Below are 24,486 nucleotides of genomic sequence, written 5' to 3'. Positions count from 1 at the left end.
CGTGTATATTATATCATACATACTCCTTTAGGGGAATAACTACTGCAAAATAAGCTTAAAAACTTTTAATCATGATGATTTCCTTTGCTTTTCTATCCAAATGATGAACATTGCCACAAAAATACATATCCCTGTATACAACTCCCTTGACCATTTGACCTGATAAAGTTCTTATATCAACATGTTCTCCTATATTGCAATCCTCTATGCAAATTCCTCTGAACAATACCCTTATATCACTTCCTATATATTTGCAGTGCTCCACTTCAACCATGCTTCCCTTTTTTATCATAAAATCACCCCATCATATAAATTCATAGTTTATAAATCTATATGATATGTGCTATATATTTATTCAATTGAATTTTATCTTATTATTGAAAAGCAATAAATATATATTGAAATTCAATAATATCTTATTTATAATATATATAAATACATAATCTATATTGAAAGGAAGTTACTAATATGTCCAACAAGAACCATTATGGAATTGCAGAATTTCTATATGTAATACTCAATGTATTTTTTATAGCTGGAATATTGGGAATGATATTTATTCCAGATCTTTTTAAGGAATTCGTCTCTGATAAAAGTACGATCAAATGTATAATTTTTGCGGAGTCCGAATGCCTATTAAGTCTGCTCATTATATATGAACTCAAGAATATAATGGGAAAAATTACAGAAACTAAAATTTTTAACTCATGTAATGTAAAAAGTTTCTCAAGAATTGGAGTATATACCTTTATACTCGGCACTATATATATGGTAGGGGATATAGTCAATAAAAATTTCCATGTAATATATGCATTCAACAAGGACGGTTCACTTAAATTGGATATTTTCGTATTTATAATGGCAGGGTGTACTTTTCTCGTTATTTCCGAAGTGCTGAGAAAAGCAATAAATATAAAAGATGAAAATGATCTTACTATCTAGGTAATATATAAAATGTCTATTATAGTTAACTTAAATGTAATCATGGCAAAAAATAAAATATCCCTCTCAGAACTTTCAAAAAAAGTTGGTATTACAAATGCAAATCTATCCATATTGAAAAACAACAAGGCAAAGGCAATACGATTCTCAACTCTTGATGCAATTTGTCGTGAACTCAAATGTCAGCCGGCAGATATACTAGAATACAAAGAATAAATTAATCACCAATAATCTATTAGTAGACTATTGGTGATCCTTTATCCATACTATTTATAGATAGGGAATTTATCACAAAGTTTCTTTACTTCTGACTTCAAATTTGATAAATCTTTGTCTCTATTTTCAACTACATAGTTTATAAAATATGCAATTTTCTTCATCTCTTCCTCTTTAAATCCCCTTGTAGTTACAGCTGGTGTTCCTATTCTTATACCACTAGTAACATTTGGTCCAAGTTTATCAAAAGGTATAGCATTTTTATTTACTGTAATACCTGCATTTTCAAGAAGTTTTTCCGCTTCTTTCCCCGTGATATTTTTATTTGTTAAATCAATAAGTATCAAATGATTGTCTGTTCCACCACTTACAAGTCTAAACCCATAATTTTTAAGTTCTTCTGCCAGAACTTTTGCATTTTTTACTACCTGCTTTATGTACTTTTTATAATCATCAGTAAGAGCCTCTCCAAAGCATACTGCTTTTGCTGCAATTACATGCATTAGAGGTCCCCCTTGTACCCCGGGAAATATAGTTTTATCAAGAGCCTTAGCATATTGCTCCTTACAGATTATAGCTCCTCCCCTTGGTCCTCTAAGTGTCTTATGTGTGGTAGTAGTTACAAAATCTGCATATGGCACTGGTGACATATGTTCTCCTACTGCAACTAATCCTGCAATATGAGCCATATCCACCATCATATACGCTCCTACTTCATCACAAATTTCTCTTATCTTCTTAAAATCAATTTCTCTTGGATAAGCACTTGCTCCCGACACTATCATTTTGGGTCTATACTCAAGTGCAATCTTCCTCATTTCATTATAGTCAATTGTTTCAGTTGTCTCACTTACACCATATGATACAAAATTATACAGCTTTCCTGAAAAACTTACTTTACTTCCGTGTGTTAGATGTCCACCATGATTTAGATTCATTCCCATAACGGTATCGCCAAGTTTCAATACTGACATGTATACTGCCATATTAGCCTGTGATCCGGAGTGAGGTTGTACATTTACATGTTCTGCCCCAAACAATTTTTTCATTCTATCTCTTGCTAAATCCTCTACTTTATCTACAACATAACATCCACCATAATACCTCTTTCCAGGATATCCTTCTGCATATTTATTAGTAAGAAATGATCCCATAGCCTCCATCACTGATTGGCTTGTAAAATTTTCAGAAGCTATAAGCTCTATTCCATCTTCCTGTCTGAGTCTCTCCCTGTCTATCATGCTGTATATGTCTTTATCAGTTTTTTCAAGATTGCTAAAATCCATACATTATTCCTCCTTATCAATATCCATTATTGCTATTTATTATACAGCTTATAACTGCTATAAGCAATTCATATAGTGAATAAAAAATTTATATTTATTATAGCAAATATATTTAACATATATTATAATGATTGTGAATTTATAAACTCTAATTTAAGAGGGGATTTAGTATGGATATCAATCATACAATAAATGTGGCAGCTTTTGCTGGAAAAATACTTTTGGAAAGTGGTGCTGAAATATATAGAGTTGAGGAAACCATAACAAGGATATGCAATTCCTGTGGTGTTATGAAAGTAGATACTTTTGCAACTATAAGTGTATTAATAATATCTGCTGAGGATGATTACGGTCAAACTGTATCTCTCATAAAAAGGGTAAAAAGAGGAAATCAAAATCTAGAAAAAGTATGTCAGGTAAATGACATATCAAGACATATAAAAGATAAAGGATATACAATTAATGACATTGAAAATAAACTTAGAAAAATAGATAAATTAAGATCCCACAGTACCAGAGTTAATACTCTTTTTTCAGGAGGAGCTTCTGCCTTTTTTTGCTTGGTATTCGGTGGAAACATAAGAGACTTTATCATTTCTTTCATAATAGGTTGCTCAATAAAATTGATATCCACAGCATTAAATTATTTTCAGTCTAACGAATTCTTTATAAATGCACTATGCGGTGCTTCAGCGGCATTTATAGCACTTGCTGCTACTGGACTGCATTTATCAACACATACTGATACTATAATAATAGGTTCTATTATGGTACTTGTACCTGGAATTTCTATAACAAACGCAATAAGAGATACCATAGCAGGTGACCTATTATCAGGAATTCTTGGTGCAATAGAATCACTTTTGGTAGCTGTTGCTATTGCAGTTGGTACAGGAATTGTCATGAGGTTGTGGATTATTACCGGGGGGATTAATTTATGATAATCAATTCCATATATGCTTTAATCGCCACATTATGCTTTGCAGTATTATCAAATACCAGAGGTAAAAATTTAATCTTTTCTTCCATAGGGGGAGGAATAAGCTGGTTCATATATTTATTTATACATTTTCATCTCAACTTATCCAATATACTTGCATATTTTGTTGCTGCATTAATCGGAGCCATATATTCTGAAATAATGGCCCGCATACTCAAAACACCAGTTACTACTTTTGTAATAGGTGCCATAATACCTCTCGTTCCTGGAGGAGGAATGTACAATACAATGTTTGAAACGGTACAGGGAAACATAGACAAATCTCTTGAAACAGGAATACGAACTCTCACCATAGCAGGTACAATAGCCGTAGGTGTATTTTCTGTATCTTCCATATCTAAAGCTTACATACTATTTAGGAGGAAAGTACATCTTGAAAATTTTAAATTGTTAAAAAATAAATCCCATATGCATGACTCCAAATAGATAGGTGGACTTTAACTTAAATATTAAAGTCCACCCATACAAAATAACATATCTGATTTATTTTAGAAACATAGTTAGAGTTGAAACAAGCTCTTCTATTTTTTTCTCTTCAGATTTTTTATCGTATTCAGACAAAAGACAGGTCTTGGCATAATTTTGTATAATCAACCCGCCTACCTTATTTATAGCTGCCCTGACTGCAGCAACCTGTATAAGCACATCTTTGCAACAGCTGTCACATTCGATCATCTTTTCGATTCCTTTTATTTGCCCTTCTACTTTTCTGAGTCTCACTTGAATATCTTTTTTTGTAATTAATTTTTCTTCCAAAATATACACTTCCTAATTTTGTTAATTTAATATAAATTTATCTATAACTTCACCTATAGCTCCATGGTTATTATCATTCAGGGTTATATAATCAGCATAATCTTTTACAGTCTCCGAAGCATTAGCTACTGCAACACCAACTCCAGAAATTCTAATCATACTTATATCATTTTCATCATTGCCAATAGATATACACTCCTCCAATGGTATATTATAATATCCAGATAAAAGCGCTACTCCATACCCTTTTGATATCCCCTTATTAGTTATCTCAATATTGTTTACATTTGATCTAGTAATCTCTAAGCCTGGTATCATTTCCATCTTTTTTCGAAGTCTTGTCAAATAATTATTATCATTATCAACAACAACCAACTTATTAACTCGTTTATCCGATTCCTTTATAAATTTTTTTGCATCAGCTATAATCCTTATTTCTGATCTAAACTTTCTATCTAATTTTCTATTAAATTTATAAAACTGATTCATATAACTTCCGAATTGTTCAGTATAAATAGTATCTTCATCATAAAAATGATAATATGTATCCTTTTCTTCTCTAAGTACATCTATAATTTCAAGAATACTATTCTTACTTATAGGGCTTGAGTACATAATACTTCCACTGTCATCTAAAATTACAGCCCCATTGCAGCATATTATAGGTTCATGTTTTACTATAGCTTCAGCATAAATTTTAATGCCTCCTGGCATTCTACCGGAACACAATACAAATTTCACACCAACTTCTAATGCTTTCCTTATTCTAATGCCATTGTAATAAGATATAATTTTTTTATCATTCAAAAGTGTTCCATCCATATCCACAGCTATAAGTTTATATCCCACAAAAAAACCTCCTATGAAATTTTTAACATCTGAATTCAGTAATAAACCATATTATAAAAACATATGTTTAATCTATAGTAATTTATATATAAGGTGATAAAATGAAAAATTTATTATACTACTTTCTCATGATATTTTTAATAGTTATTTTATTCACTGGCTGTAATAATCTAGACATGTTAAATTTCAGATCAAAAAAGCCAAATAATTTTTACTATACTAATATGCTGTTAAAAAATTTATCCCAGGAAAAAAATCCAAAATGCATTATGATAGAAACTAACTTCCATAAAGAAAAGCAATTGGATACTAATGATATCAAGGATATAACAGAAATGTTTACATCCCTAGATGAAAAGAACTTTATAACAGTTCCCAAAAATTTACCTGGCAAACCAGCTTATAAAATAATTATAAGCTTCAAAAACGAAAAATTGCTTATTAATATATATAATGAAAAATATATATCCGTATATCCATGGGATGGAATATATTCTGAGGATTACATATCCACAAGCAAAATACCGATATCTTTAAATCTCTACAATCTTGGAAATTATATATTCAAATGAGTATCATATACTGATATTATATAATATTGTATCATAGTTAAAATAATAAACATATATTATACTGTAAATAAATGTAGTAAAGGCGGAATGTGATGTTTATTTATCCCTATCCATTTTACAGTAACTTTTATAGAGCAGTCAATCCAATATCCCATATGAGAATTCTAAATTCAAGTATAAATTCTCCTGCTGTAGACGTTTATTTAAACAATAGGCTATTTTTTAGAAATCTAAGCTTTAAGTCATTTTCGGATTATATGCCTTTTCCCGCAGGCAGCTATAATATTACAATATTTCCTGTGGGTACTACTATCAATCCTATTTTTAATAGGACATTATTCATACCTCCGGAGAAAATATTGACCACAGCAATTATAGGCAATTATCCAAACGTCAATATACTTCCTATAGAAGACGTTATAATACCTAAAATTCCGAACAAAGCATTAGTTAAATTTATAAATTTGTCCGAAGATTCACCAAATTTGAATGTATCACTTCAAAATGGAAGAACACTATTCAGAGATATACCTTTCAAGGGCATGTCAGTCTATGAACCATTGGACCCAGGTGTGTATAAAATTTATATAACTGATGCCGCCAGCAATAAAATGCTATTAAATGTGCCAAATATAAGATTGACTCCAAACAGATTTTACAGCATATATGCAGTAGGAAGTTCAACTCAATCACCAAGTATGCAGGTACTTATTCCTCTAGATGGAAACAGTTATCTAAGAATTTAATCGTAACATATAATTAAGGTTGGCATGATTATGTCAACCTTAATTATATCTATCTAATATCCAAAGTCTTTATTTAAGATAATAACCTTTATTCTTCCTTTTACATTTTGTCTTTTTATTAAAACATAATCATTGCAAATCCTACCCTCAGCCTTACAGTCTATGCAATATCCAACTTTAGTACAGGGCGTATCCAAATTTAGTCTCTTCGTGTTTGCAGGAGCTGCATTATATTTAACTCTTTCTATAGCTTCCTCTAAATTTTTTACAATTTTGTTTACTCCAATTATAACTATAACTTGCTCCGGTCCATATATCATAGCTGCTACCCTATTGCCATTCCCATCTACATTATATAATTCACCGTTTTCGGTTACAGCATTGCTGCTTGTTATATAATCATCACAAAAAAAACTTCTCCTGAATATATCCTTTATTTCTTCGGGCTTGAGTCCATTTTTATATCTATCAATAAAATTATACTTGCCATTCCGTAAAAAGCCTATAACACCAGTTTCAAAAAGTGTCATTGAGCCTCCTACAGATACAGTATTTCCTTCTTTTATCAATAATTTCAATTTTTCCAGCAAACCTTTTTCATTATCTACTAAATATGCATCCATGTTGTTTTTTTCAAGGTTTTCCATTGTCCTTCTAATCCTCTGCTCATTCACCCATGTTTTGTTCTTATCCATAAACCTTCCTCCTCTTTTCTTATAAATTACAAATTATCAGTTCACTATTTATAAATATAAATTCGCAAACTGCAATATTCACTTATTATTCTTTCACAAGTTCATCTAAATTCGGAAGAATTTCTATACTTTCAAGGCCAAAATATTTTAGGAAATCTTCAGTTGTACTATAAAGTATTGGTCTCCCCGGAACATTTAGACGTCCATTTTCTTTTATTAGCCCCTTTTCAAGCAACTTATAAATAGCCCTATCACTTTTTACACCTCTTATTTCATCTATATCTATTCTAGTTATAGGCTGCTTATAGGCAATTATAGATAATGTTTCAAGAGCTGCTTGTGATAATGATTGTCTGGAATTTATCCCAAGCAGTTTTTCAATATATTCGCTGTTTTCAGCTTTTGTAACTAGGCTATATTCATCTCCCGAATTTATGAGTTTTATTCCTCTGTCTGAATTATTGTATAATGAAGACATCTCTTTCATTATATCTTCTGTAAAATTTATACTGCACTCTATTATCTTTGCAATCTGACTTATTTTCAAAGATTCACCAGATACAAAAAGAAGTGCTTCTATTACAGAAAAATATTTTTCATTATCCTTCAATTTCAACTATCCTCTCTATGTATATTTCCTTAAAATTACCATTTTGTGCTGCAGATATTATCCCCAATTTCATAAGTTCCAAAAGGGCCATAAATGTAACTATTTTTTCAATTTTGAATTTACACTCATTGAGTATATTTGAAAATTCGAATACTTGTCCAATTTTCGTATTAACCTTAATGTAGTTTATTTTATCTTCCACCTTGAATTTATCAGCAGATATCTTTCTTTCAATCCTATTTTCCATATTAGATTTTTCCATATATATACTCATAAGTTTGTAATAAATATTATACAATTTAAGTATAGTCAAATCTTTCATAAAATTTTCAGGTTTAAGAATATCCTTCTTTTTAACTATTATTTCCGGTTTCTTGCTGAAATTTCTTCCAACCTTACATTTGCGATCTTCCAAAAACTTGGCTGCCTTTTTAAATTTACTATATTCTATAAGCTTTTTCATGAGTTCCTTTTCGGGATTTTCTTCTTCTTTATCATCTTCACCTATCAAAACATATTTTGGAAGCAGCATTCTGGATTTTATTTCTAAAAGTGTTGAAGCCATAACAACAAATTCAGAAGTAAGTTCAAGATCCATTTCTTCTATATTATGTATATATTCCACATACTGGTTTGTTATTTCATGAATTTTAACATCATATATATCCATTTTGTTTTTTTTAATAAGATGGAGAAGTAGATCAAAAGGTCCCTCAAAATTTTCTATCTTTATATTTAAAGACATCTTCAATCTCCTCTGTATCTAAAGCTTTCTCTATACCTGTATTAAGTTTTATCTTCAACATATATTTCAATACTTTTCCAATATACCTTCCATCATGTACACCTCTCAACTTTATATCCTCTCCATTTATATTTAAACTGCATTTCTTCAAATGTTCAATATAATTATATATTTTGTATACAATCTTATAATCCCAGGACAAATAAGCTAAACTATACAAATTCATATTCTTTAAAAGCAAAAATATATCAAAATTATTAAGTGTATATTTCAAATATTCTTGAATTTTGCCATTATTGTCTATAAAGCAACACATACATTTCTTTATATCAGGATCCAATATAGAGTTTTCTATAAAATACTTCTTATCCCTTTTATTTTTTAGTGAATAGAATAAATTTAAAATCCTCATATTTTTATTTTTATAACCAATTATAGGATTAATTTTTCCAATACAATCAGAATTCAATTGAAATATATTCAATTCTTTAAACATTTGAAGTGCCTCTTTCCACTTCTTCTCATTAATTATAGAATATATCTCTCTTATAATCCTATCATTACTTACAGTATTTAACACCTTATTATCTATACATTGATTAATCTCCAAACTGTCTTTAATTTCAAATCCATATCTTGAGGCATATTTCACAGCCCTAAATATTCTTGTAGGATCTTCTTCATAGCTATTACAATGTATCTTTCTAATTAATTTTTTCTGTATATCATAAATCCCGTCATATGTATCAATTAACTCATTCGAGCTCAAACTATATGCTAATGAGTTTATTGTAAAATCTCTCCTATAAAGATCATGCATTATATCAGAAGGTGTAATCTCTGGAAGTATTCCAGGTTTACGATATATCTCAGATCTGCATCTTATTAAATCTACTGCAACACCATTTTTGAATTTTACTGTCGCAGTCTTAAATTTTTTATGATATTCAAAACTTTCGATTTCACCTGCGCTTCTTATAAGTATCAATGGATCTTCATTCAAACATATATCTATATCATGCACTTTATAACCCATCAATATATCTCTAATTGCACCACCTACTATATATGCTTCTATATTTTTAACTTTACAGATTCTTCTTATTAAATTTATAGTATGCAATTCCTCTGTATTGAATCCATGCAATATATTCATATTTATCTCTCCATAAATAAAAGCAGAAAATTATAATTGATTTTCTGCCTTTATTATACCATTTCATTTTTATAAATAAGATCATTTATTGAAAATTTATATAATTATACTCCCTTATTTATAATATCTGAAAGACTATTTTTTAAATTTTCCATAATACCAGGTAATTTTACATCTCTATCACAACTCAATCCAACTTTTCCCATATTTTTTTCATTTATATATACATTACAATAACCTATACTTTCACCTTTTTTATATTTTCTCTTATTCTTATTCAGCACACAATTATAAGTTATTTTGTCATTACTATCTTTTTCCATTACAACATTTAAATTATTTTCTGCAACGGCATAAAAAAATCTCGTACCTTTTTTATTTAAATTTATTTTTTTGACGGGCTTCTCCTTAGTAATTAAATTTACCGATTTATATTTTGAAAATCCATAGTTCATAAGCATACTTGCATCTTTATTTCTAACCTTATAAGTAGGTGATCCCATTATTACCGCCAACATTCTCACATTATCTCTACTTGAAGTAGCTGATATACAGTACTTAGCTGCATCTGTAAATCCTGTTTTCAGTCCATCACATCCCTTGAAAAATCTTACAAGTTTATTATGGTTTACAAGTTCTATAGGACTCTTTCTTCCTTCAGATATCGTCTCCATATAAGTACCGGTATATTTCAATATCTTAGGATGTTTTAGCAATTCCCTTGACATTATAGATATATCATAGGCAGAAGTTAAATGCCCTGGTGCTGTAAGTCCTGTACAGTTTTTAAAACCGGTATCCTTCATTCCAAGTTCCTGAGCCCTTTTGTTCATCATATTTACAAAAGATTGCTCACTCCCTCCCAGATACTCAGCTATAGCTACTGCAGCATCATTTCCAGAGGCTATCCCTATTCCCTTTATGAGGTCTTCTACCGTTCTAACCTCTCCTGTGTCCAACAGCATCGAACTTCCTCCCATTTTTTTTGCATTTTCACCTACGGTAACCTTATCATTCAAACTTATCTTTCCTGAATCCACAGCTTCCATCGTCAAAAGCATGGTCATTATTTTAGTCACAGAAGCCGGCTCCAGTTTTTCATGGGAATTTTTCTCATATATTACTTTACCAGATATAGGTTCCATAAGCAGTGCAGATTTTGCATCTACAACTATATCTCCTTCTCCGGCATCTTCACTTTCAGAGTTCCCATTATCATGTGCCTTAACTTCATATGTACTCTCTACATTGTTTATAGGACTTCCATAGGCTCTCACATTATAACTATATGCAATAAACATCCCAAACACAAGAAAAGTAGCTAAGATTTTGCTTATAAAAGTCTTATATAAATTTTTCATTGAAGTATTCTCTCCTTCCAAATGCTTTTACTAAATTAAAATAATTAAGCTAATCTTATTATTCTCAATTTAAACTGTTAATTATTCATAATAACAAAAAAGACTTAATGGCTAACATGTAGTTAATCATTAAGTTCCTATTCAACCTATGCTCTAGGGTGGGCTTTTTTATAGACTTCCACAATCTTATTTTTCTTTATAATAGATTCATATATTTCCGTGGCAGATAGTTCTTTATGACCAAGAAGTTCCTGGACAGATCTTATGTCCGCACCGTTTTGAAGAAGATGTACTGCAAAGGAATGTCTAAGAGTAAAAGCATTTATATTTTTATTGATGCCTGCCTTATCTGCATAATATTTTACTATTTTCCAGAAACCCTGTCTGCTCATTTGAACTCCTCTCATATTCAAAAATATAAAATCAAGATTATATGTATTTAATTCAGGTCTTATATTTAAATATTTTTTTAAATACTCGACTGCTATAGAGCCTATAGGTATTATCCTCTCTTTACTCTTTGTATTTTTACATTTTATATATGAAAGTTTTAAATTGATATCATATATTGTTAAACTTAGTAATTCCATAACTTTCATACCTGATGCATACATGGTTTCAAGCATTGCCTTGTCTCTTATACCTTTATTTTTACTTATATCTGGAGCAGAAAGAAGTTCATCCACTTCTTCCACTGTAAGTATTTTAGGTATACTATGTTTAACCTTGGGAATATCATAGTATAGTACAGGATTCTCATTAACTACACCTTTAAATACAAGATACTTGTAAAAGTTTCTAAGTGATACTATATTCCTGACTATTGATGAAACTGCTTTTCCTTCTTTTTGGAGATATTGCACATATGCCATTATCGATACAACTTCTATAGTTTTTATATCTTCTTCCCTGTCTTTTATAAAATCATAGAATTTAGTTATATCCCTTACATAAGCATCTAATGTATTTTTAGATACTTGTTTCCTCTGAAGTTCATAAACATAATCAAGTAAAAACTTATTCAAAAAAGTCACCACTCTCTGAAAGACAACTAGAATTTTAGAAAATCATTAAACACAACAGTAAAATTATATAATATAGTGATATTTTTATTAAACACACTGTATACAAATATACTATTTTGATATACATCCGGTTTAATTATAAAATAGTATAACACATAATCCAAAAATTTCGGAAGGAATATCCCAAATAAAATGAGTATCGAAAAACACTTGAATATTGTAACTATAAATTTCATAAGCTATCCTTTCAATGTCATAATAATATCATATAATTTACTGCAATCAACTTCATTATATTAGGAGTAAGATATACTTCCATGAGAAGCCCAATACACATTACAGCCATAATAAACACAAAGGTTATCGAATAAGAAGTTAATTTTAGCAATACATGACTTTTCCATTGGTTTCCAGATCTATCTTTAAAAATATTAAGAGAAAATTCCATAGCTAATACAGAAGAAAATATTATGCAGGGTATATATATTATATTTTGAGGAAATATTCCGAGGAGTACAAACCATATACCTTTCATACCAAGTTCATTTATTATAAAGCTTGAAGCAAAACCAACTGTGAAACCTTTAATTACATCTATTACGAGTATAACCGGTATTCCTATCATAGTAAGTCCTAGAAACCATATTATTACAATCATTGGGATATTGAGTTTGATCGTTTCTATAAAGATAGCTTTATAATTTATTCCATCCGAACTCACAGCATTCTTAAAACTGTCTAAATAGCTCAAAAGATCATTTTTCTCAAAACCTCCCATATATCTTACACTATATATTCCAAGCACTATACCTGTAAAAAAACATAACAGTGTTATTACATATAGCCAAAAATTATCTTGGACATGTTTGTTTATCAAATTTGATATTTTGCCATCCAGCATAGTTCATCCCCCTTTTGTTAATCTCTCTCTATATTTATGACAAACAAAAGAGTTATATGACTACATTAAATTTAAATAAACATAAACGCACTTATCGTTTTTGCATCAACTATTTCTCCTGATTTTATCATTTCCTTTACTCTATCTACTTTTATTTCCTTTAAGTTTATAAATTCATCCTTATCACCAATATCATTTCTTCCTTTATATAGATTCCTAGCCTCATATATATATATTATTTCATCACAAAATCCAGGACTTGTAATTATTTTTCCCAGATACTTGAAAGACCTCGCTTTGTATCCTGTCTCTTCTTCAAGTTCTCTTTTACCACATATTTCTGGTTCTTCTCCACTTTCTATTTTTCCTGCAGGTATTTCTAAAATTGTCTTTTCAAAGGGTTTTCTGAACTGTTCCACAAAAATAAGTGTATTTTCATCTTTATATGTTAAAATTGCCACACCACCTGGATGATTTACTATTTCTCTACTCCCATATTTTCCATTTGGCAGCATGACATTGTACATATTAACTTCAATAATTTTGCCTTTGTATATCAATTTTTTGTCTATGGTCTTTTCCACAAAATTCATAAATAATGTCCTCCATTTATCAATTTATTTTATCTGAGTATCTATATTTTTTATAATCTGCTTATAATATCTTATTATAAGCTTTAGTTCTTCTTCCCTTTCTGGATCATTTGACATCTTGTCTCTGAGTTCATTTACTCTGCTTTTAATTAAATTTTCTATTGTCTCTACCTCTTTCAACTCCAATTCTATATTTATTTTATTCATTCTGTATTTCCTCCCCGTTAAATAATATGCTAATATATTTTAGTTTATTATTAAATATATTAGCATATTTAGCATATATATAAAATCCTTTTATCAGCAGCAGTTTTCATCTACCAATAAAAGGATTTTATAATTAACTCACTTTATTTTTCAATCTCAATTTATCAGCTACCATAGCAATAAATTCGGAATTGGTTGGCTTACCTTTATCATTGTGTACAGTGTAACCAAAGATTCTATTTATAGTATCCACCTGACCTCTTGACCATGCAACTTCTATAGCATGTCTAATTGCCCTTTCCACTCTGCTTGCAGTCGTATTATATTTTTTTGCTATAGAGGGATATAGTTCCTTTGTAACTGCAGATAAAAGCTCCATATTATTTACTACCATTGTTATAGCCTCTCTTAAATATATATATCCTTTGATGTGAGCAGGAACTCCTATCTCATGTATTATATCGGTTATCTCCTGTTCCAGGCTATTAGATCCATTACTTGAGTATCTTCTTTCCATACTGTCAAGCATTGAAACTGTTTTCTTATTTTCACTACTGTCAGTTATCACACTATTGAACATCTGCCTTATTCTCTTCGTGAAAACATCCATATCGAAAGGTTTTACTACGTAATAATCCGCACCTAACGTTATAGCCCTTTGCGTAATTTTATCCTGGCCTACCGCCGATAATACAATTACCCTAGGCATAGGATTAATTTTCATATTGTTCAATCTTTCCAATACTCCAAGTCCATCAAGATGAGGCATAATTATATCAAGTACTACCAAATCAGGCTTTTTTTCCTGTACTAATTTGAGAGCCTCCAACCCATCATTAGCAACGCCTGTAACTATAATATCCTTCTGATTTAGTAAATAATCATTTAGAATATTACAAAATTCCTTATTATCATCCGCAATAACTACATTTATTTTCGATTCCTCCATATATACTACTCCCCTTTTATTAATAAATTCCCATATGTTAACAATAAATTAATTCGACAAAAGAATTTTAATTCCTGCCTGCAAAAAAAGTTTTTAATTGTATTTATATTATAAGATACTACAGAATAACGCATATCATACTTCTGTAGTATCTTGTGCATATTTGTTAATTTTTTGTTAAAGCATGCTTAAAAATAATATTATTTTGTCTGATTATTAAGTAAATTTGCATCATTTAGCATCCATTCTATATATATTCCATAGCCTATATCAGGTTTGTTTACAAGTACATGCGTAACTGCTCCAACTATTTTCCCATTTTGAATTATAGGGCTTCCGCTCATTCCTTGAACTATTCCACCCGTCTTTTCAAGTAGTTTTTTGTCTACAACTTTTATAACCATACTTTTGGCTCCTGGAGAATCTTGAGCAAGTAATTTTTGAATTTCAATATTGTACTCTTTTACACCTTCTTTATCTGTGGTTGTAAGTATCTTTGCGGGTCCCTCTTTTATTTCATTTCTAAGCCCTATCTCCATTGGTCTTAAATTATTATCTGCAAATTTTCCCTCCGACTTACCAAATATCCCACATTCAGTGTTTTTATATATATATCCCAGTACAGAATCTTCATTTATAAATATTCCTTTCAATTCTCCGGGATTTCCTTTGGTACCTTTTTTTACAGATACAATAGAAGATGATACTATCTCTCCAGAGTTTACACTTAATATTGTCCCTGTATCAATATCCGTTATAGGATGACCTAACGCTGCAAACATTCCACTTTTCTTGTCGTAAAATGTTAAAGTACCTACTCCTGCGGTAGAATCTCTTATCCATAGTCCTATTTTATATTTGTTATCTTCAGAACTTTTTATCGGGCTTATAATCTTTTCTACATTTTTTCCTTTATGACATATTAATATTTTAATATTTTTTCCTTCACTTTTGTTTATCTCTTCCCTTGTCTGCTCAGAAGTTTCAATATCAGCTCCATTTATTTTTAATATATTGTCCCCTATTTCTATTCCAGATTTAGCTGCAGGACTTGTTATTTTACCATTACTTGTAGTAACATCAGACAGTGCTACAACTAATACTCCTTTTGTATTTAATTTGACGCCTATAGGCTGACCTCCAGGATAAATAAGCATATTGCTTTTAACTGGTTTCATAGTTACAGTGCCTACAGGTACAACTCCCAATAAATTTATACTTGCATTTTCAGTTCTTTTTTTACTGCTATTGTTTACCTTTAAAAAAATATTTTGCTTTATATTTTGATTTTCCCTAAAAAATATAGTAGTCGGTATATTTTTTAATTCATAACATGTAAATAGCATAATAAGCAAGATAGGAATAAAAATATAGTACAGCACTTTTTTCAAATTTTTCTCCATGCTCTATTGCCTCCTGTCTGTATTACTTTTTTCTACGTTTAAGTTGCCCTTTTAAATATTTTATTATGCTATTATAAACTTTCATTTTAAGTAAATGTATTGATTTTTAGTCTAAATTTTTTACAAAAAACAATAGGAATCGAAATAAAATATATACACTTATATATTTAGACAATTCCTTCATAGAATTCTATATTATTATATGATTTTTCATATAATTTTATTTTTCTTCGAGTCAGCAATTTTTATAAGTTCTTTAGCATGTGCTAGAGTAATTTTTGTAACTTTCGAACTTCCAACCATTTTTGCCAATTCATATTCTTTTTCTTCCAAATTTAATTTTTTTATTTTAGTATAGGTTTTATCATCATGAATCTCTTTTTCAACTAGATAATGAGTATCGGACATAGATGCTATTTGAGGTAGATGTGTAACACACAATACCTGACGTTTTTTGGATATTTCATACATTTTTTCTGCTACACACTGGGCTACTCTTCCGCTTATACCTGTATCTATCTCATCAAATATTACAGATGGTATACTATCCTTATCCACAAATTCTGCTTTTAACGCCAGCATTATCCTAGATAACTCTCCTCCAGATACAATCTTTTCAAGAGGTTTTAAAGGTTCTCCAGGATTTGTGGATATATAAAATTGGACTAAATCCATACCTTTATTTGTAAATTTATCTTGAAGCTCAACCTTTATTTTGAATACACTCTTTTCCATTCCTATGAAATTCAATTCTTCTTTTATATTTTTCTCCAATTTTTTTGCTATAATACATCTTATTTTATGTATCTCAGTTGATTTTACTTTTAAATTTTTTTCAATTTTCTGTTTATCTCTTTCAAGATTTTCTATTATATGTTTGCTGTTTACAATTTCATTATATTGTGTAAGAATTTTATCTCTGTATTCAAGTATATCTTTTATAGTATTACCATATTTTTTTTTATATCCACTGATTTCATATATTCTATTATTTATACGCTCCAATTCACCTTCATCATAAGTTACACTATCCATTAAACTTCTTATCTGATTTACTGATTCTTCAATATTGTAATAAGCATCTTCAAGCAATTTATGTACATTTTTTATATTTAAGGATATATCTTCTATAGAACTTATATCCTTTACTACACTTCCAAGTTCATCCTGTATAGATCTTCTATCATCAAAACCACCATACAGACTTGCATAGCATGCATTTAGAATATTACTTATTTTTTCCGAATGAGACAATACTTCAAATTTTTTGTTAAGTTCAGATTCTTCCTTTTCATTCAAATTTGATGAATTTATTTCATCTATCTGGTATTTCAAAAAATCCAACATTTTTTTTCTGTCTCCATTTTCACCAGAGAGTTCATTTATTTTGTTTTTAATTTTATTAAACTTTTTATAATCTACAACATAATCTTCAATTAATTTCCCTACTAAATCTTCACCATAATCATCTACATAATTTATATGGTTCTCAGGCAACAATAAATTTTGATTTTCGTGTTGCCCATGTATATCCAGCATAGTAGAGGTTATTTCCTTTAAATCTGCCAATAAAATAGATTTTCCATTTATTTTAGCAATACTTCTTCCAGATTGAAAAGTCTCTCTGCTGACTATCACCAAATCTTCATCAAAATCTATATCCTGTGACTTTAAAATTTGACCTGTTTTTGGATTTTCAATAGTAAACACAGCTTCGACAAAAGTCTTCTTTTCCCCTGTTCTTATAAGTTCTTTATTAAACTTATTCCCGATTATGTAGTTTATGGCATCAATAAGTATCGATTTACCTGCACCCGTTTCACCTGAAAGCACATTGAATCCAGAACTGAAAGAGAGTGTTAATTTTTCTATAAGTGCAAAATTTTTTATATTCAATTGAAGAAGCATATTAACGCCTCCTATTATGAAATCATTTTTTTCATTTTTTGGGTTATATCCCGTGCCCTTTCCCTATCCCTTGCCAATACGAATATTGTATTATCACCTGCTATAGTTCCCGCAACACCGGAAAATGTCAGCGAATCTATAGCTTCTGCAGCCGCAGGTGCAGACCCTGAAATAGTTTTTATTATTACGAAATTATCTATATTTTCAACTCCTATAACCGTCTGTGAAAAAATAGCTGCCAATTTATCCGGCAAAAATTTACCCGTGTGGTTTATAGTAGCATACTTATACTTCCCAGAATCAGACAATACTTTTATAAGTTTTAATTCTTTTATATCCCTTGATACAGTAGCTTGAGTTACATTCATACCACTTTTTTTAAGTTCTTCAGCCAATTCTTCCTGAGTTTCTATATCCCTTGAGTTGATAATTTCAAGAATTTTTGTGTGTCTTGTCACCTTCATATATATCACCTTCACATTCCTTTGCACCAAAAGTAATTTTGTCCCTCAGAGTTTTAAAAAAAGAACTATTACTGAATTTTATTAATTTTCTCTTATATATGGATTTACTTATATTTACAGTTATGGGACCACTTATCTCAATCCATTCCTGACCATCTACAGATAAAAATGCATTTTCATTATTTTTCATTATTTTTATTGCTATGAGGCTGTCACTATTAAGTACAATAGTTCTGTCCATCATAAATTGCGAATACATTGGAGTTATACAAAACGCATCCAGAGATGAATGTATTATAGGACCTCCTGCGGATAAATTATATGCAGTCGATCCTGTAGAAGTACATATGATAATTCCATCTCCACTAAATACATTATAAAATTCATTATCTATAAATATATCATATTTCTCAATTCTATTTCTAATTCCCTTGTAAAGTATTACATCATTTAATCCATGATAAGTCCTCATTTTATATCCATCATTGAAACTACATTGAATCATAGTTCTATCTTCAATAGTATAATCTCCTTTAAATAGCTTTACCAAAGCAGGTTTTATACTATTTATTTCCACCTGTGCCAAAAATCCAAGATGTCCTATATTTACCCCAAGTATAGGAGTTCTAGATTCCAACAAATTTCCTGAAGTATTAAGTATAGTGCCATCTCCTCCAAGAACTATTATAACATCTAATTTCTTACTTTCCGCAGTATTTAATCCTATACAGTCCTTATATACTTTTACATTTACACTTTTATCTATATTGTATATAGCCTTTATAATAAAATCCAACATTTTATTTTTTGGATCTTTAGTCGTATTTACATTTATCCCAATATTTTTCATAACTTTTCTCCATTTAGTTCATTGTGTGCTAGACTGACTTCCGTAGAAATATCTTCCTCTTTAAAAGATTCACCAAAATTCTTGTCTTTAGTAAAATAAACTAGATATTCTATATTTCCTTCTGGGCCTTTAATCGGAGAATAATCAAGTGCTATTATTTTAAGCCCAATTTCATGTATAAATTCTGCAACCTTTTTTATGACATCTATATGAGTTGACTTATCCTTAACTACACCTTTCTTACCAACCTTATCCCTTCCAGCTTCAAATTGTGGTTTTATAAGCGCTATTATACTGCCATCCTTTTTCAGTAAATTTAAGACAGGTGGGATAACTTTTTTTAAAGATATAAACGATACATCTATACTTGCAAAATCTATATATTCACCTATATCTTCAAATTTTACATATCTTATATTTGTCCTTTCCATGCAAATTACTCTTTTATCTATTCTGAGCTTCCATGCAAATTGTCCATAGCCAACATCTACAGAATAGACTTTGCTCGCTCCGTACTGAAGCATACAATCTGTAAATCCTCCAGTGGATGCTCCTACGTCCATACAAACTTTATCTTCTAAATCTATATTGAAATTATTAACAGCTTTCTGAAGTTTTAATCCTCCTCTACTCACAAAAGGAAGCCTGTTTCCCTTAAATTCAATTCTGGAATTAATTTTAATTTTTTGTCCGCATTTGTCTACTCTATTTCCATCTACAAATATTTCTCCTGCCATTATACTTGCCTGTGCTCTATGCCTTGATTCAAATATTCCACGATCTACCAAAAGAACATCAAGCCTTTCTTTGCTATCTGACATAATTAACTCCTTTATTCACAAATTCTAATATATTATTTTTTATCCCTTCGGTATCAAGTCCATAAAGCTTATAAAACAATTCTGGTTTACCGTGTGGAACAAACTCATCTTTGAGGCCTAAATTCAGTACCCTAACCTTATTATCCAAAGTATTTATATATTCTAGTATATAAGATCCCATCCCTCCTCTCAATATATTATCTTCTACAGTTACTATATCTATATTTTTATCTAAAAGTTCACAAATCATCGACCTATCTATAGGCTTTGCAAAACATGCATTTATTACAATTACATCTATTCCCTCTTTTAAAAGTTTCCTTCTCGCAAGAACAGCATATTGAAGCATTTTACCTTCTGCAATTACCGCAATATTTCCATTGCCTTCTATTTTTTCCCACTTTCCTATTTCAAACTTTTCAATAGGTTTCAATGCAACAATATCTCCACCTCTTGGATATCTTATTGCAACTGCACTATGCTGATTAAGTGCAAATTTAAGCATATTATTCATCTCATCAGTACACTTAGGACACATAACCGTCATATTTGGCATTTGTGTGAGATATGAGAGATCAAATATTCCCTGATGTGTTTCTCCATCTGCACCTACAATTCCAGCCCTATCAACTGCAAATACAACCGGCAATTTCTGTATACATACATCATGGATAACCTGGTCATATGCCCTTTGAAGAAATGTAGAATAGACCGCAAACACTGGCCTCATTCCAGCCTTTGCCATACCTGCAGCCAAAGTAACACCATGTTGTTCTGCTATTCCAACATCAAAAAATCTTTCTGGGAATTTTTCAGAGAATTTTTTCAATCCAGTACCATCTCTCATAGCTGCAGTTATAGCTACTATATCTTTGTTTTTTTCAGCCAGTTCAGCCAGCCTATTTCCAAAAGACTGGGAATAAGTCTCTATAGAAGACACCGCAATTTCACCATTTATACAATTAAATGGACCTATCCCATGAAATTTACCAGGATTATTTTCTGCAAATTTATATCCTTTTCCTTTCTTTGTAATCACATGTATCACTACAGGTCCATCTATTTTTTTTGCTAGGTCAAGCACTTTTGTAAGTTCTTCTATATCATACCCGTCTATAGGGCCTAAATACTTAAGTCCTATATCTTCAAAGAACATACCAGGTACTACCATCTGTTTTACTCCATTTTTCAATTTCTCCAGATATTTTGCCATTCCTTTTCCTATATTTGGAATTCTCATTAATAGATTTTCTACATCCTGTTTAAACTTATTGTATTTAGGATCAATCCTCAATTTATTTAAATATTTGGATACCCCTCCTACATTTTTAGCTATTGACATCTGATTGTCATTTAATACTATAATTAGCCTAGTCTTCCTGTAGCCTACATCATTTAACGCTTCCAGAGCCATTCCACCTGTAAGTGCACCATCTCCTATAACTGCTATTACATTGTACTTCTCGTTCTTAATATCACGCGCACGTGCCATTCCAAGTGCTGCAGATATGGATGTACTGCTGTGACCTGTTTGGAAAAAATCATATTTACTTTCACAGCATCTTGGAAAACCACTTATTCCTCCAAATTGCCTCAAACTATCAAACCCATTTTTCCTCCCTGTCAGAATCTTATAAACATAGGATTGATGGCCTACATCCCATATAATTTTATCTTTATTAAAATCAAATACGTCCAATATACACATGGTAAGTTCCACGATTCCTAAATTTGATGCCAAATGTCCTCCTGTTTTAGAAACCTTGTCTATTAAAAATTTTCTTATTTCTTTTGCCAATTTCGATTTTTGTTTGAATGTCATTTTCTTTATATCGTCTATATTTTTATAATTATCAAGTAGACTGTACATATTCTCTCTATCTCCATATAATTAATTTAGTGTAGTAAACTATAAATTATTCTTATAAAATAAAATCCTGAAGTTTTTTGCAAAATCTTCAGGGAAAAGTGTGCTACATTTAATTATTATATCACAGCTCTTTTCTATATTCAAAATAAACTGCAGCAATTCTACCTCTCTCTATTTAACAAAAGTAAAGTGACTCTTTCCAAATTCGCAGTATTCTTATTTATTTTATTGAGTACATCTATACATTCACTCGTGATTGAATTGCACATTTCAATGCATTTATTCAACCCATAGGTAGTTATAAAATTCGTCTTCTTATTGTCTACATCACTTTTTACCTTCTTGCCTAGTTTTTTTGTATCTCCAGTTACATCCAGTATATCATCTCTTATTTGAAATGCCAGTCCTAATTTTTTACCATAATAATCTAGTTTTTCTATTTCATCCCGGCTTGCTCCTGCATACACTGCCGCTGATATAATAGATGCTTTTATAAGTGCACCTGTTTTTTTACTGTGCATATAGTAAAGCTGATCTATTGGTATTTTAGTATTCTCACTCAATATATCTACAGTCTGACCACCAACCATACCTTCTGCACCTGCACTTTGTGCAATAATACTACATGCTTTTATCTTATTTTTGTCATTATTTTTCAGGCAATGATCAAACATAAGATTCATACCCTCGTTTAAAAGTCCATCACCTGCAAGAATTGCAATAGCCTCCCCAAATACTTTATGATTTGTAGGCTTGCCACGTCTTAAATCATCATTATCCATAGCTGGAAGATCATCATGAATCAATGAATAAGTATGAATCATCTCTATAGAAGCTGCAATCTCCATAACATCCCTGTAATTCTCCTTATAAAGTATATAGGTTAAAAAAAACAATATAGGTCTCACTCTTTTCCCACCGGCATCTAAACTATACTGCATTGCTTCATAAATTCTTTTATTGTGAGTTCCTTTTCCCTCCATGTACCTATGAAGATAATCATCTATTTCACTTTTTAATTCTGAAATTATATACTTGCTTTCTTTTTCCATAATATATTTCCCCATTTCCATATAGTTATTTTTGCTCTTTCATATCGAAATCCTTTTCCCCTTCTTCTGTTAAAATATTTATTTTCCCCTCAGCATCCTTCAATATTTTATACATTTTGCTGCAGAGCTTCATTCCCTCTTCATATTTTTTCATACTGTCATCTATGGATAAGCTATCCCCATCCATTTCGTTTACTATATTTTCTAATTTTATCATCATGTTTTCATAGCTTTCAATCTTTTTAGGCAATTATATAACCTCCTAAGTTAATCATTACTTTTTGAAAAATGGAATTCAGCACTTCCATCTTTCATTGTTACCTTTACTTTGTCTATCTTATCCAATCCATATATAGAGCTTATAACATCTCCATCTCCATTTTGTATTATTGAATAGCCTCTTTTCAATATATTAAGTGGATTTCTTGATTCCAATAATTCTTCTAATTTGTTTAATTTATCTCCGTTTGCAACAAGCTTTGAGTTAATCTTTATATTTAGCATATCTTTTAATCTGTCTATATTTACGTACTGATTAGCAACATGTACAAGAGGACTATTTGAATGCAACCTCTTTTTCATATATAAAAGCTTTTCCATTCTACTTTTCAATATAGAAACTATATTTCCATTCAATATAGTTCCATAATGTCCAATTTGTTGAACTGCAGAATTAAGATCAAATACTGCAATTTCAGCTGCAGCTGATGGGGTAGGTGCCCTCTTATCTGCCACAAAATCAGCTATAGTATAGTCTATTTCATGTCCAATTCCCGTTATTATAGGCTTGTCAGAATTATATACTGCTTCCGCAACTCTCTCATGATTAAAGCACCATAGATCTTCTATAGCTCCACCTCCACGTGCTAAAATTATAACATCAATGTCTTCTATACTATTTAATACATTTATTCCTTCTACTATATTCTCTGATGCATTTATTCCCTGAACCAGAGAAGGATAGATAATAAGTTCTACACACCTATTTCTTCTTTTTGTCACATTTATTATATCACGAAGTGCAGCTCCTGTAGGAGAAGTAACTACACCTATTTTAAAAGAATACTGGGGTATAGCTTTTTTATGTCTTTCATCAAATAATCCTTTTGCTTTAAGTTTATTTTTCAATTTTTCAAAAGCTATGTAAAGCTCCCCGACACCTTCAAGTTTCATTTCACTACAATAAAGCTGGTATTGACCCTCTTTTTCATAGACTGATATTCTTCCCTTTACTACTATTCTCATACCGTCTTCTGGAACAAACTTTAAATTTTTAGTTGAACTCCTAAACATTATACAATTTATCTTACTAAATTCATCCTTTAATGAAAAATATATATGTCCACTGCTGTGAAATTTTATATTTGAGATTTCGCCTTTTACAGAGGAATTCTGAAGTATGAAGTCATTATCAAAGCTTCTTTTTATGTAACCGTTAATATCCGATACTGTCAATACCTTTATATACATATATCCACATCATCCTTTATTCTCAAAACACTGTTAATA

The 24,486-nt window shown here is 30.3% G+C and carries 29 protein-coding genes; 6 read left to right on the top strand and 23 right to left on the bottom strand.

What is annotated here, in order from left to right; all coding sequences use genetic code 11:
- Positions 1 to 55: 55 nt before the first annotated feature.
- Entirely contained in the window at positions 56 to 292 is a 237-nt protein-coding gene (locus tag ACSVC9_RS05740; protein WP_446899390.1) for a hypothetical protein, read from the bottom strand.
- A gap of 176 nt (positions 293 to 468) precedes the next feature.
- On the opposite strand from ACSVC9_RS05740, the gene ACSVC9_RS05735 reads away from it, so the two are divergent.
- Positions 469 to 942 (top strand): DUF2975 domain-containing protein, encoded by a 474-nt coding sequence (locus ACSVC9_RS05735; protein WP_446899389.1) that lies wholly within the window; start codon positions 469 to 471, stop codon positions 940 to 942.
- A gap of 12 nt (positions 943 to 954) precedes the next feature.
- Complete coding sequence (locus ACSVC9_RS05730) at positions 955 to 1,158, top strand: helix-turn-helix domain-containing protein (RefSeq protein WP_446899388.1); 204 nt, start codon at positions 955 to 957, stop codon at positions 1,156 to 1,158.
- 50 nt (positions 1,159 to 1,208) lie between these two features.
- On the opposite strand, the gene glyA is transcribed toward ACSVC9_RS05730, so the two are convergent.
- Positions 1,209 to 2,444: a serine hydroxymethyltransferase gene (gene glyA, locus ACSVC9_RS05725; RefSeq protein ID WP_446899387.1), complete on the bottom strand. Its 1,236-nt coding sequence runs from the start codon at positions 2,442 to 2,444 to the stop codon at positions 1,209 to 1,211.
- A 170-nt stretch (positions 2,445 to 2,614) separates the two neighbouring features.
- Here glyA and ACSVC9_RS05720 point away from each other — a divergent pair, with 170 nt between their 5' ends.
- The gene (locus tag ACSVC9_RS05720; protein ID WP_446899386.1) at positions 2,615 to 3,385 is read left to right on the top strand and encodes a threonine/serine exporter family protein; all 771 of its coding nucleotides are present in this window, start codon (positions 2,615 to 2,617) and stop codon (positions 3,383 to 3,385) included.
- Complete coding sequence (locus tag ACSVC9_RS05715) at positions 3,382 to 3,870, top strand: threonine/serine exporter family protein (RefSeq protein ID WP_446899385.1); 489 nt, start codon at positions 3,382 to 3,384, stop codon at positions 3,868 to 3,870. Before ACSVC9_RS05720 ends, ACSVC9_RS05715 begins: the two co-directional genes overlap by 4 nt.
- 57 nt (positions 3,871 to 3,927) lie before the next feature.
- Here the strand turns inward: ACSVC9_RS05715 and ACSVC9_RS05710 are convergent, their stop codons facing one another.
- Positions 3,928 to 4,200 carry a metal-sensitive transcriptional regulator gene (locus ACSVC9_RS05710; protein ID WP_446899384.1) on the bottom strand — a complete coding sequence of 91 codons (273 nt, stop codon included), beginning with the start codon at positions 4,198 to 4,200 and terminating at the stop codon, positions 3,928 to 3,930.
- A gap of 21 nt (positions 4,201 to 4,221) precedes the next feature.
- Positions 4,222 to 5,049: a Cof-type HAD-IIB family hydrolase gene (locus ACSVC9_RS05705; RefSeq protein WP_446899383.1), complete on the bottom strand. Its 828-nt coding sequence runs from the start codon at positions 5,047 to 5,049 to the stop codon at positions 4,222 to 4,224.
- A gap of 101 nt (positions 5,050 to 5,150) precedes the next feature.
- Here ACSVC9_RS05705 and ACSVC9_RS05700 point away from each other — a divergent pair, with 101 nt between their 5' ends.
- Positions 5,151 to 5,621: a DUF4883 family protein gene (locus ACSVC9_RS05700; protein WP_446899382.1), complete on the top strand. Its 471-nt coding sequence runs from the start codon at positions 5,151 to 5,153 to the stop codon at positions 5,619 to 5,621.
- A 92-nt stretch (positions 5,622 to 5,713) separates the two neighbouring features.
- Complete coding sequence (locus ACSVC9_RS05695; RefSeq protein WP_446899381.1) at positions 5,714 to 6,367, top strand: DUF4397 domain-containing protein; 654 nt, start codon at positions 5,714 to 5,716, stop codon at positions 6,365 to 6,367.
- A 53-nt stretch (positions 6,368 to 6,420) separates the two neighbouring features.
- On the opposite strand, the gene ACSVC9_RS05690 is transcribed toward ACSVC9_RS05695, so the two are convergent.
- The 19 genes from ACSVC9_RS05690 to xseA form a co-directional block, all read right to left on the bottom strand.
- Positions 6,421 to 7,062 (bottom strand): lactate utilization protein, encoded by a 642-nt coding sequence (locus ACSVC9_RS05690; protein ID WP_446899380.1) that lies wholly within the window; start codon positions 7,060 to 7,062, stop codon positions 6,421 to 6,423.
- A gap of 85 nt (positions 7,063 to 7,147) precedes the next feature.
- A complete protein-coding gene (gene scpB, locus ACSVC9_RS05685) occupies positions 7,148 to 7,678 on the bottom strand; it encodes an SMC-Scp complex subunit ScpB (protein WP_446899379.1) in 531 nt (176 codons plus the stop codon).
- Positions 7,662 to 8,417 (bottom strand): segregation/condensation protein A, encoded by a 756-nt coding sequence (locus ACSVC9_RS05680; protein ID WP_446899378.1) that lies wholly within the window; start codon positions 8,415 to 8,417, stop codon positions 7,662 to 7,664. Before ACSVC9_RS05680 ends, scpB begins: the two co-directional genes overlap by 17 nt.
- Positions 8,386 to 9,573, bottom strand: coding sequence for a CCA tRNA nucleotidyltransferase (locus ACSVC9_RS05675; RefSeq protein ID WP_446899377.1), 1,188 nt, complete (start codon positions 9,571 to 9,573; stop codon positions 8,386 to 8,388). Before ACSVC9_RS05675 ends, ACSVC9_RS05680 begins: the two co-directional genes overlap by 32 nt.
- 104 nt (positions 9,574 to 9,677) lie before the next feature.
- Entirely contained in the window at positions 9,678 to 10,934 is a 1,257-nt protein-coding gene (locus ACSVC9_RS05670; protein WP_446899376.1) for a D-alanyl-D-alanine carboxypeptidase family protein, read from the bottom strand.
- 146 nt (positions 10,935 to 11,080) lie between these two features.
- Positions 11,081 to 11,959 carry a site-specific tyrosine recombinase XerD gene (gene xerD / locus ACSVC9_RS05665; protein ID WP_446899375.1) on the bottom strand — a complete coding sequence of 293 codons (879 nt, stop codon included), beginning with the start codon at positions 11,957 to 11,959 and terminating at the stop codon, positions 11,081 to 11,083.
- 253 nt (positions 11,960 to 12,212) lie between these two features.
- Positions 12,213 to 12,860, bottom strand: coding sequence for a stage II sporulation protein M (spoIIM, locus tag ACSVC9_RS05660; protein WP_446899374.1), 648 nt, complete (start codon positions 12,858 to 12,860; stop codon positions 12,213 to 12,215).
- 71 nt (positions 12,861 to 12,931) lie between these two features.
- A complete protein-coding gene (locus ACSVC9_RS05655; RefSeq protein WP_446899373.1) occupies positions 12,932 to 13,453 on the bottom strand; it encodes an NUDIX hydrolase in 522 nt (173 codons plus the stop codon).
- A 24-nt stretch (positions 13,454 to 13,477) separates the two neighbouring features.
- Positions 13,478 to 13,660, bottom strand: a complete 183-nt coding sequence (locus ACSVC9_RS05650) for a hypothetical protein (RefSeq protein ID WP_446899372.1) — start codon at positions 13,658 to 13,660, stop codon at positions 13,478 to 13,480.
- Positions 13,661 to 13,793: 133 nt separating this feature from the next.
- Positions 13,794 to 14,609, bottom strand: coding sequence for a sporulation transcription factor Spo0A (gene spo0A, locus ACSVC9_RS05645; RefSeq protein ID WP_446899371.1), 816 nt, complete (start codon positions 14,607 to 14,609; stop codon positions 13,794 to 13,796).
- 200 nt (positions 14,610 to 14,809) lie between these two features.
- Complete coding sequence (gene spoIVB, locus ACSVC9_RS05640; RefSeq protein WP_446899370.1) at positions 14,810 to 16,012, bottom strand: SpoIVB peptidase; 1,203 nt, start codon at positions 16,010 to 16,012, stop codon at positions 14,810 to 14,812.
- A 210-nt stretch (positions 16,013 to 16,222) separates the two neighbouring features.
- Positions 16,223 to 17,920 (bottom strand): DNA repair protein RecN, encoded by a 1,698-nt coding sequence (recN, locus tag ACSVC9_RS05635; RefSeq protein ID WP_446899369.1) that lies wholly within the window; start codon positions 17,918 to 17,920, stop codon positions 16,223 to 16,225.
- 14 nt (positions 17,921 to 17,934) lie between these two features.
- Positions 17,935 to 18,384 carry an arginine repressor gene (locus ACSVC9_RS05630; RefSeq protein ID WP_446899368.1) on the bottom strand — a complete coding sequence of 150 codons (450 nt, stop codon included), beginning with the start codon at positions 18,382 to 18,384 and terminating at the stop codon, positions 17,935 to 17,937.
- Positions 18,353 to 19,234: an NAD(+)/NADH kinase gene (locus ACSVC9_RS05625; RefSeq protein ID WP_446899367.1), complete on the bottom strand. Its 882-nt coding sequence runs from the start codon at positions 19,232 to 19,234 to the stop codon at positions 18,353 to 18,355. Before ACSVC9_RS05625 ends, ACSVC9_RS05630 begins: the two co-directional genes overlap by 32 nt.
- Entirely contained in the window at positions 19,231 to 20,055 is an 825-nt protein-coding gene (locus ACSVC9_RS05620) for a TlyA family RNA methyltransferase (RefSeq protein ID WP_446899366.1), read from the bottom strand. The genes ACSVC9_RS05625 and ACSVC9_RS05620 overlap by 4 nt, the downstream gene beginning before the upstream one ends.
- Positions 20,045 to 21,925, bottom strand: coding sequence for a 1-deoxy-D-xylulose-5-phosphate synthase (dxs, locus tag ACSVC9_RS05615; RefSeq protein ID WP_446899365.1), 1,881 nt, complete (start codon positions 21,923 to 21,925; stop codon positions 20,045 to 20,047). The genes ACSVC9_RS05620 and dxs overlap by 11 nt, the downstream gene beginning before the upstream one ends.
- A gap of 161 nt (positions 21,926 to 22,086) precedes the next feature.
- Positions 22,087 to 22,977, bottom strand: coding sequence for a polyprenyl synthetase family protein (locus tag ACSVC9_RS05610; RefSeq protein ID WP_446899364.1), 891 nt, complete (start codon positions 22,975 to 22,977; stop codon positions 22,087 to 22,089).
- Positions 22,978 to 23,002: 25 nt separating this feature from the next.
- Positions 23,003 to 23,227, bottom strand: coding sequence for an exodeoxyribonuclease VII small subunit (locus tag ACSVC9_RS05605; RefSeq protein ID WP_446899363.1), 225 nt, complete (start codon positions 23,225 to 23,227; stop codon positions 23,003 to 23,005).
- Positions 23,228 to 23,244: 17 nt separating this feature from the next.
- A complete protein-coding gene (xseA, locus tag ACSVC9_RS05600) occupies positions 23,245 to 24,447 on the bottom strand; it encodes an exodeoxyribonuclease VII large subunit (protein ID WP_446899362.1) in 1,203 nt (400 codons plus the stop codon).
- Positions 24,448 to 24,486: the final 39 nt, after the last annotated feature.

It is taken from the genome of Clostridium sp. LBM24168 (assembly GCF_052953915.1).
Note: the sequence above shows the minus strand (reverse complement) of the source record. Positions and strands in the feature narration are given on the sequence as shown.

Coding starts and splice junctions, on each gene's coding strand:
- ACSVC9_RS05630 (WP_446899368.1), bottom strand. CDS start 18,384: ATGAAGGTGACAAGACACACAAAAATTCTTGAAATTATCAACTCAAGG.
- ACSVC9_RS05625 (WP_446899367.1), bottom strand. CDS start 19,234: ATGAAAAATATTGGGATAAATGTAAATACGACTAAAGATCCAAAAAAT.
- ACSVC9_RS05735 (WP_446899389.1), top strand. CDS start 469: ATGTCCAACAAGAACCATTATGGAATTGCAGAATTTCTATATGTAATA.
- ACSVC9_RS05695 (WP_446899381.1), top strand. CDS start 5,714: ATGTTTATTTATCCCTATCCATTTTACAGTAACTTTTATAGAGCAGTC.
- glyA (WP_446899387.1), bottom strand. CDS start 2,444: ATGGATTTTAGCAATCTTGAAAAAACTGATAAAGACATATACAGCATG.
- ACSVC9_RS05610 (WP_446899364.1), bottom strand. CDS start 22,977: ATGGAAAAAGAAAGCAAGTATATAATTTCAGAATTAAAAAGTGAAATA.
- ACSVC9_RS05690 (WP_446899380.1), bottom strand. CDS start 7,062: ATGGATAAGAACAAAACATGGGTGAATGAGCAGAGGATTAGAAGGACA.
- ACSVC9_RS05740 (WP_446899390.1), bottom strand. CDS start 292: ATGATAAAAAAGGGAAGCATGGTTGAAGTGGAGCACTGCAAATATATA.
- ACSVC9_RS05720 (WP_446899386.1), top strand. CDS start 2,615: ATGGATATCAATCATACAATAAATGTGGCAGCTTTTGCTGGAAAAATA.
- spoIIM (WP_446899374.1), bottom strand. CDS start 12,860: ATGCTGGATGGCAAAATATCAAATTTGATAAACAAACATGTCCAAGAT.
- spoIVB (WP_446899370.1), bottom strand. CDS start 16,012: ATGGAGAAAAATTTGAAAAAAGTGCTGTACTATATTTTTATTCCTATC.
- ACSVC9_RS05655 (WP_446899373.1), bottom strand. CDS start 13,453: ATGAATTTTGTGGAAAAGACCATAGACAAAAAATTGATATACAAAGGC.
- spo0A (WP_446899371.1), bottom strand. CDS start 14,609: ATGGAGGAATCGAAAATAAATGTAGTTATTGCGGATGATAATAAGGAA.
- ACSVC9_RS05650 (WP_446899372.1), bottom strand. CDS start 13,660: ATGAATAAAATAAATATAGAATTGGAGTTGAAAGAGGTAGAGACAATA.
- dxs (WP_446899365.1), bottom strand. CDS start 21,925: ATGTACAGTCTACTTGATAATTATAAAAATATAGACGATATAAAGAAA.
- recN (WP_446899369.1), bottom strand. CDS start 17,920: ATGCTTCTTCAATTGAATATAAAAAATTTTGCACTTATAGAAAAATTA.
- ACSVC9_RS05730 (WP_446899388.1), top strand. CDS start 955: ATGTCTATTATAGTTAACTTAAATGTAATCATGGCAAAAAATAAAATA.
- ACSVC9_RS05620 (WP_446899366.1), bottom strand. CDS start 20,055: ATGTCAGATAGCAAAGAAAGGCTTGATGTTCTTTTGGTAGATCGTGGA.
- ACSVC9_RS05675 (WP_446899377.1), bottom strand. CDS start 9,573: ATGAATATATTGCATGGATTCAATACAGAGGAATTGCATACTATAAAT.
- ACSVC9_RS05700 (WP_446899382.1), top strand. CDS start 5,151: ATGAAAAATTTATTATACTACTTTCTCATGATATTTTTAATAGTTATT.
- ACSVC9_RS05715 (WP_446899385.1), top strand. CDS start 3,382: ATGATAATCAATTCCATATATGCTTTAATCGCCACATTATGCTTTGCA.
- xseA (WP_446899362.1), bottom strand. CDS start 24,447: ATGTATATAAAGGTATTGACAGTATCGGATATTAACGGTTACATAAAA.
- ACSVC9_RS05680 (WP_446899378.1), bottom strand. CDS start 8,417: ATGTCTTTAAATATAAAGATAGAAAATTTTGAGGGACCTTTTGATCTA.
- ACSVC9_RS05670 (WP_446899376.1), bottom strand. CDS start 10,934: ATGAAAAATTTATATAAGACTTTTATAAGCAAAATCTTAGCTACTTTT.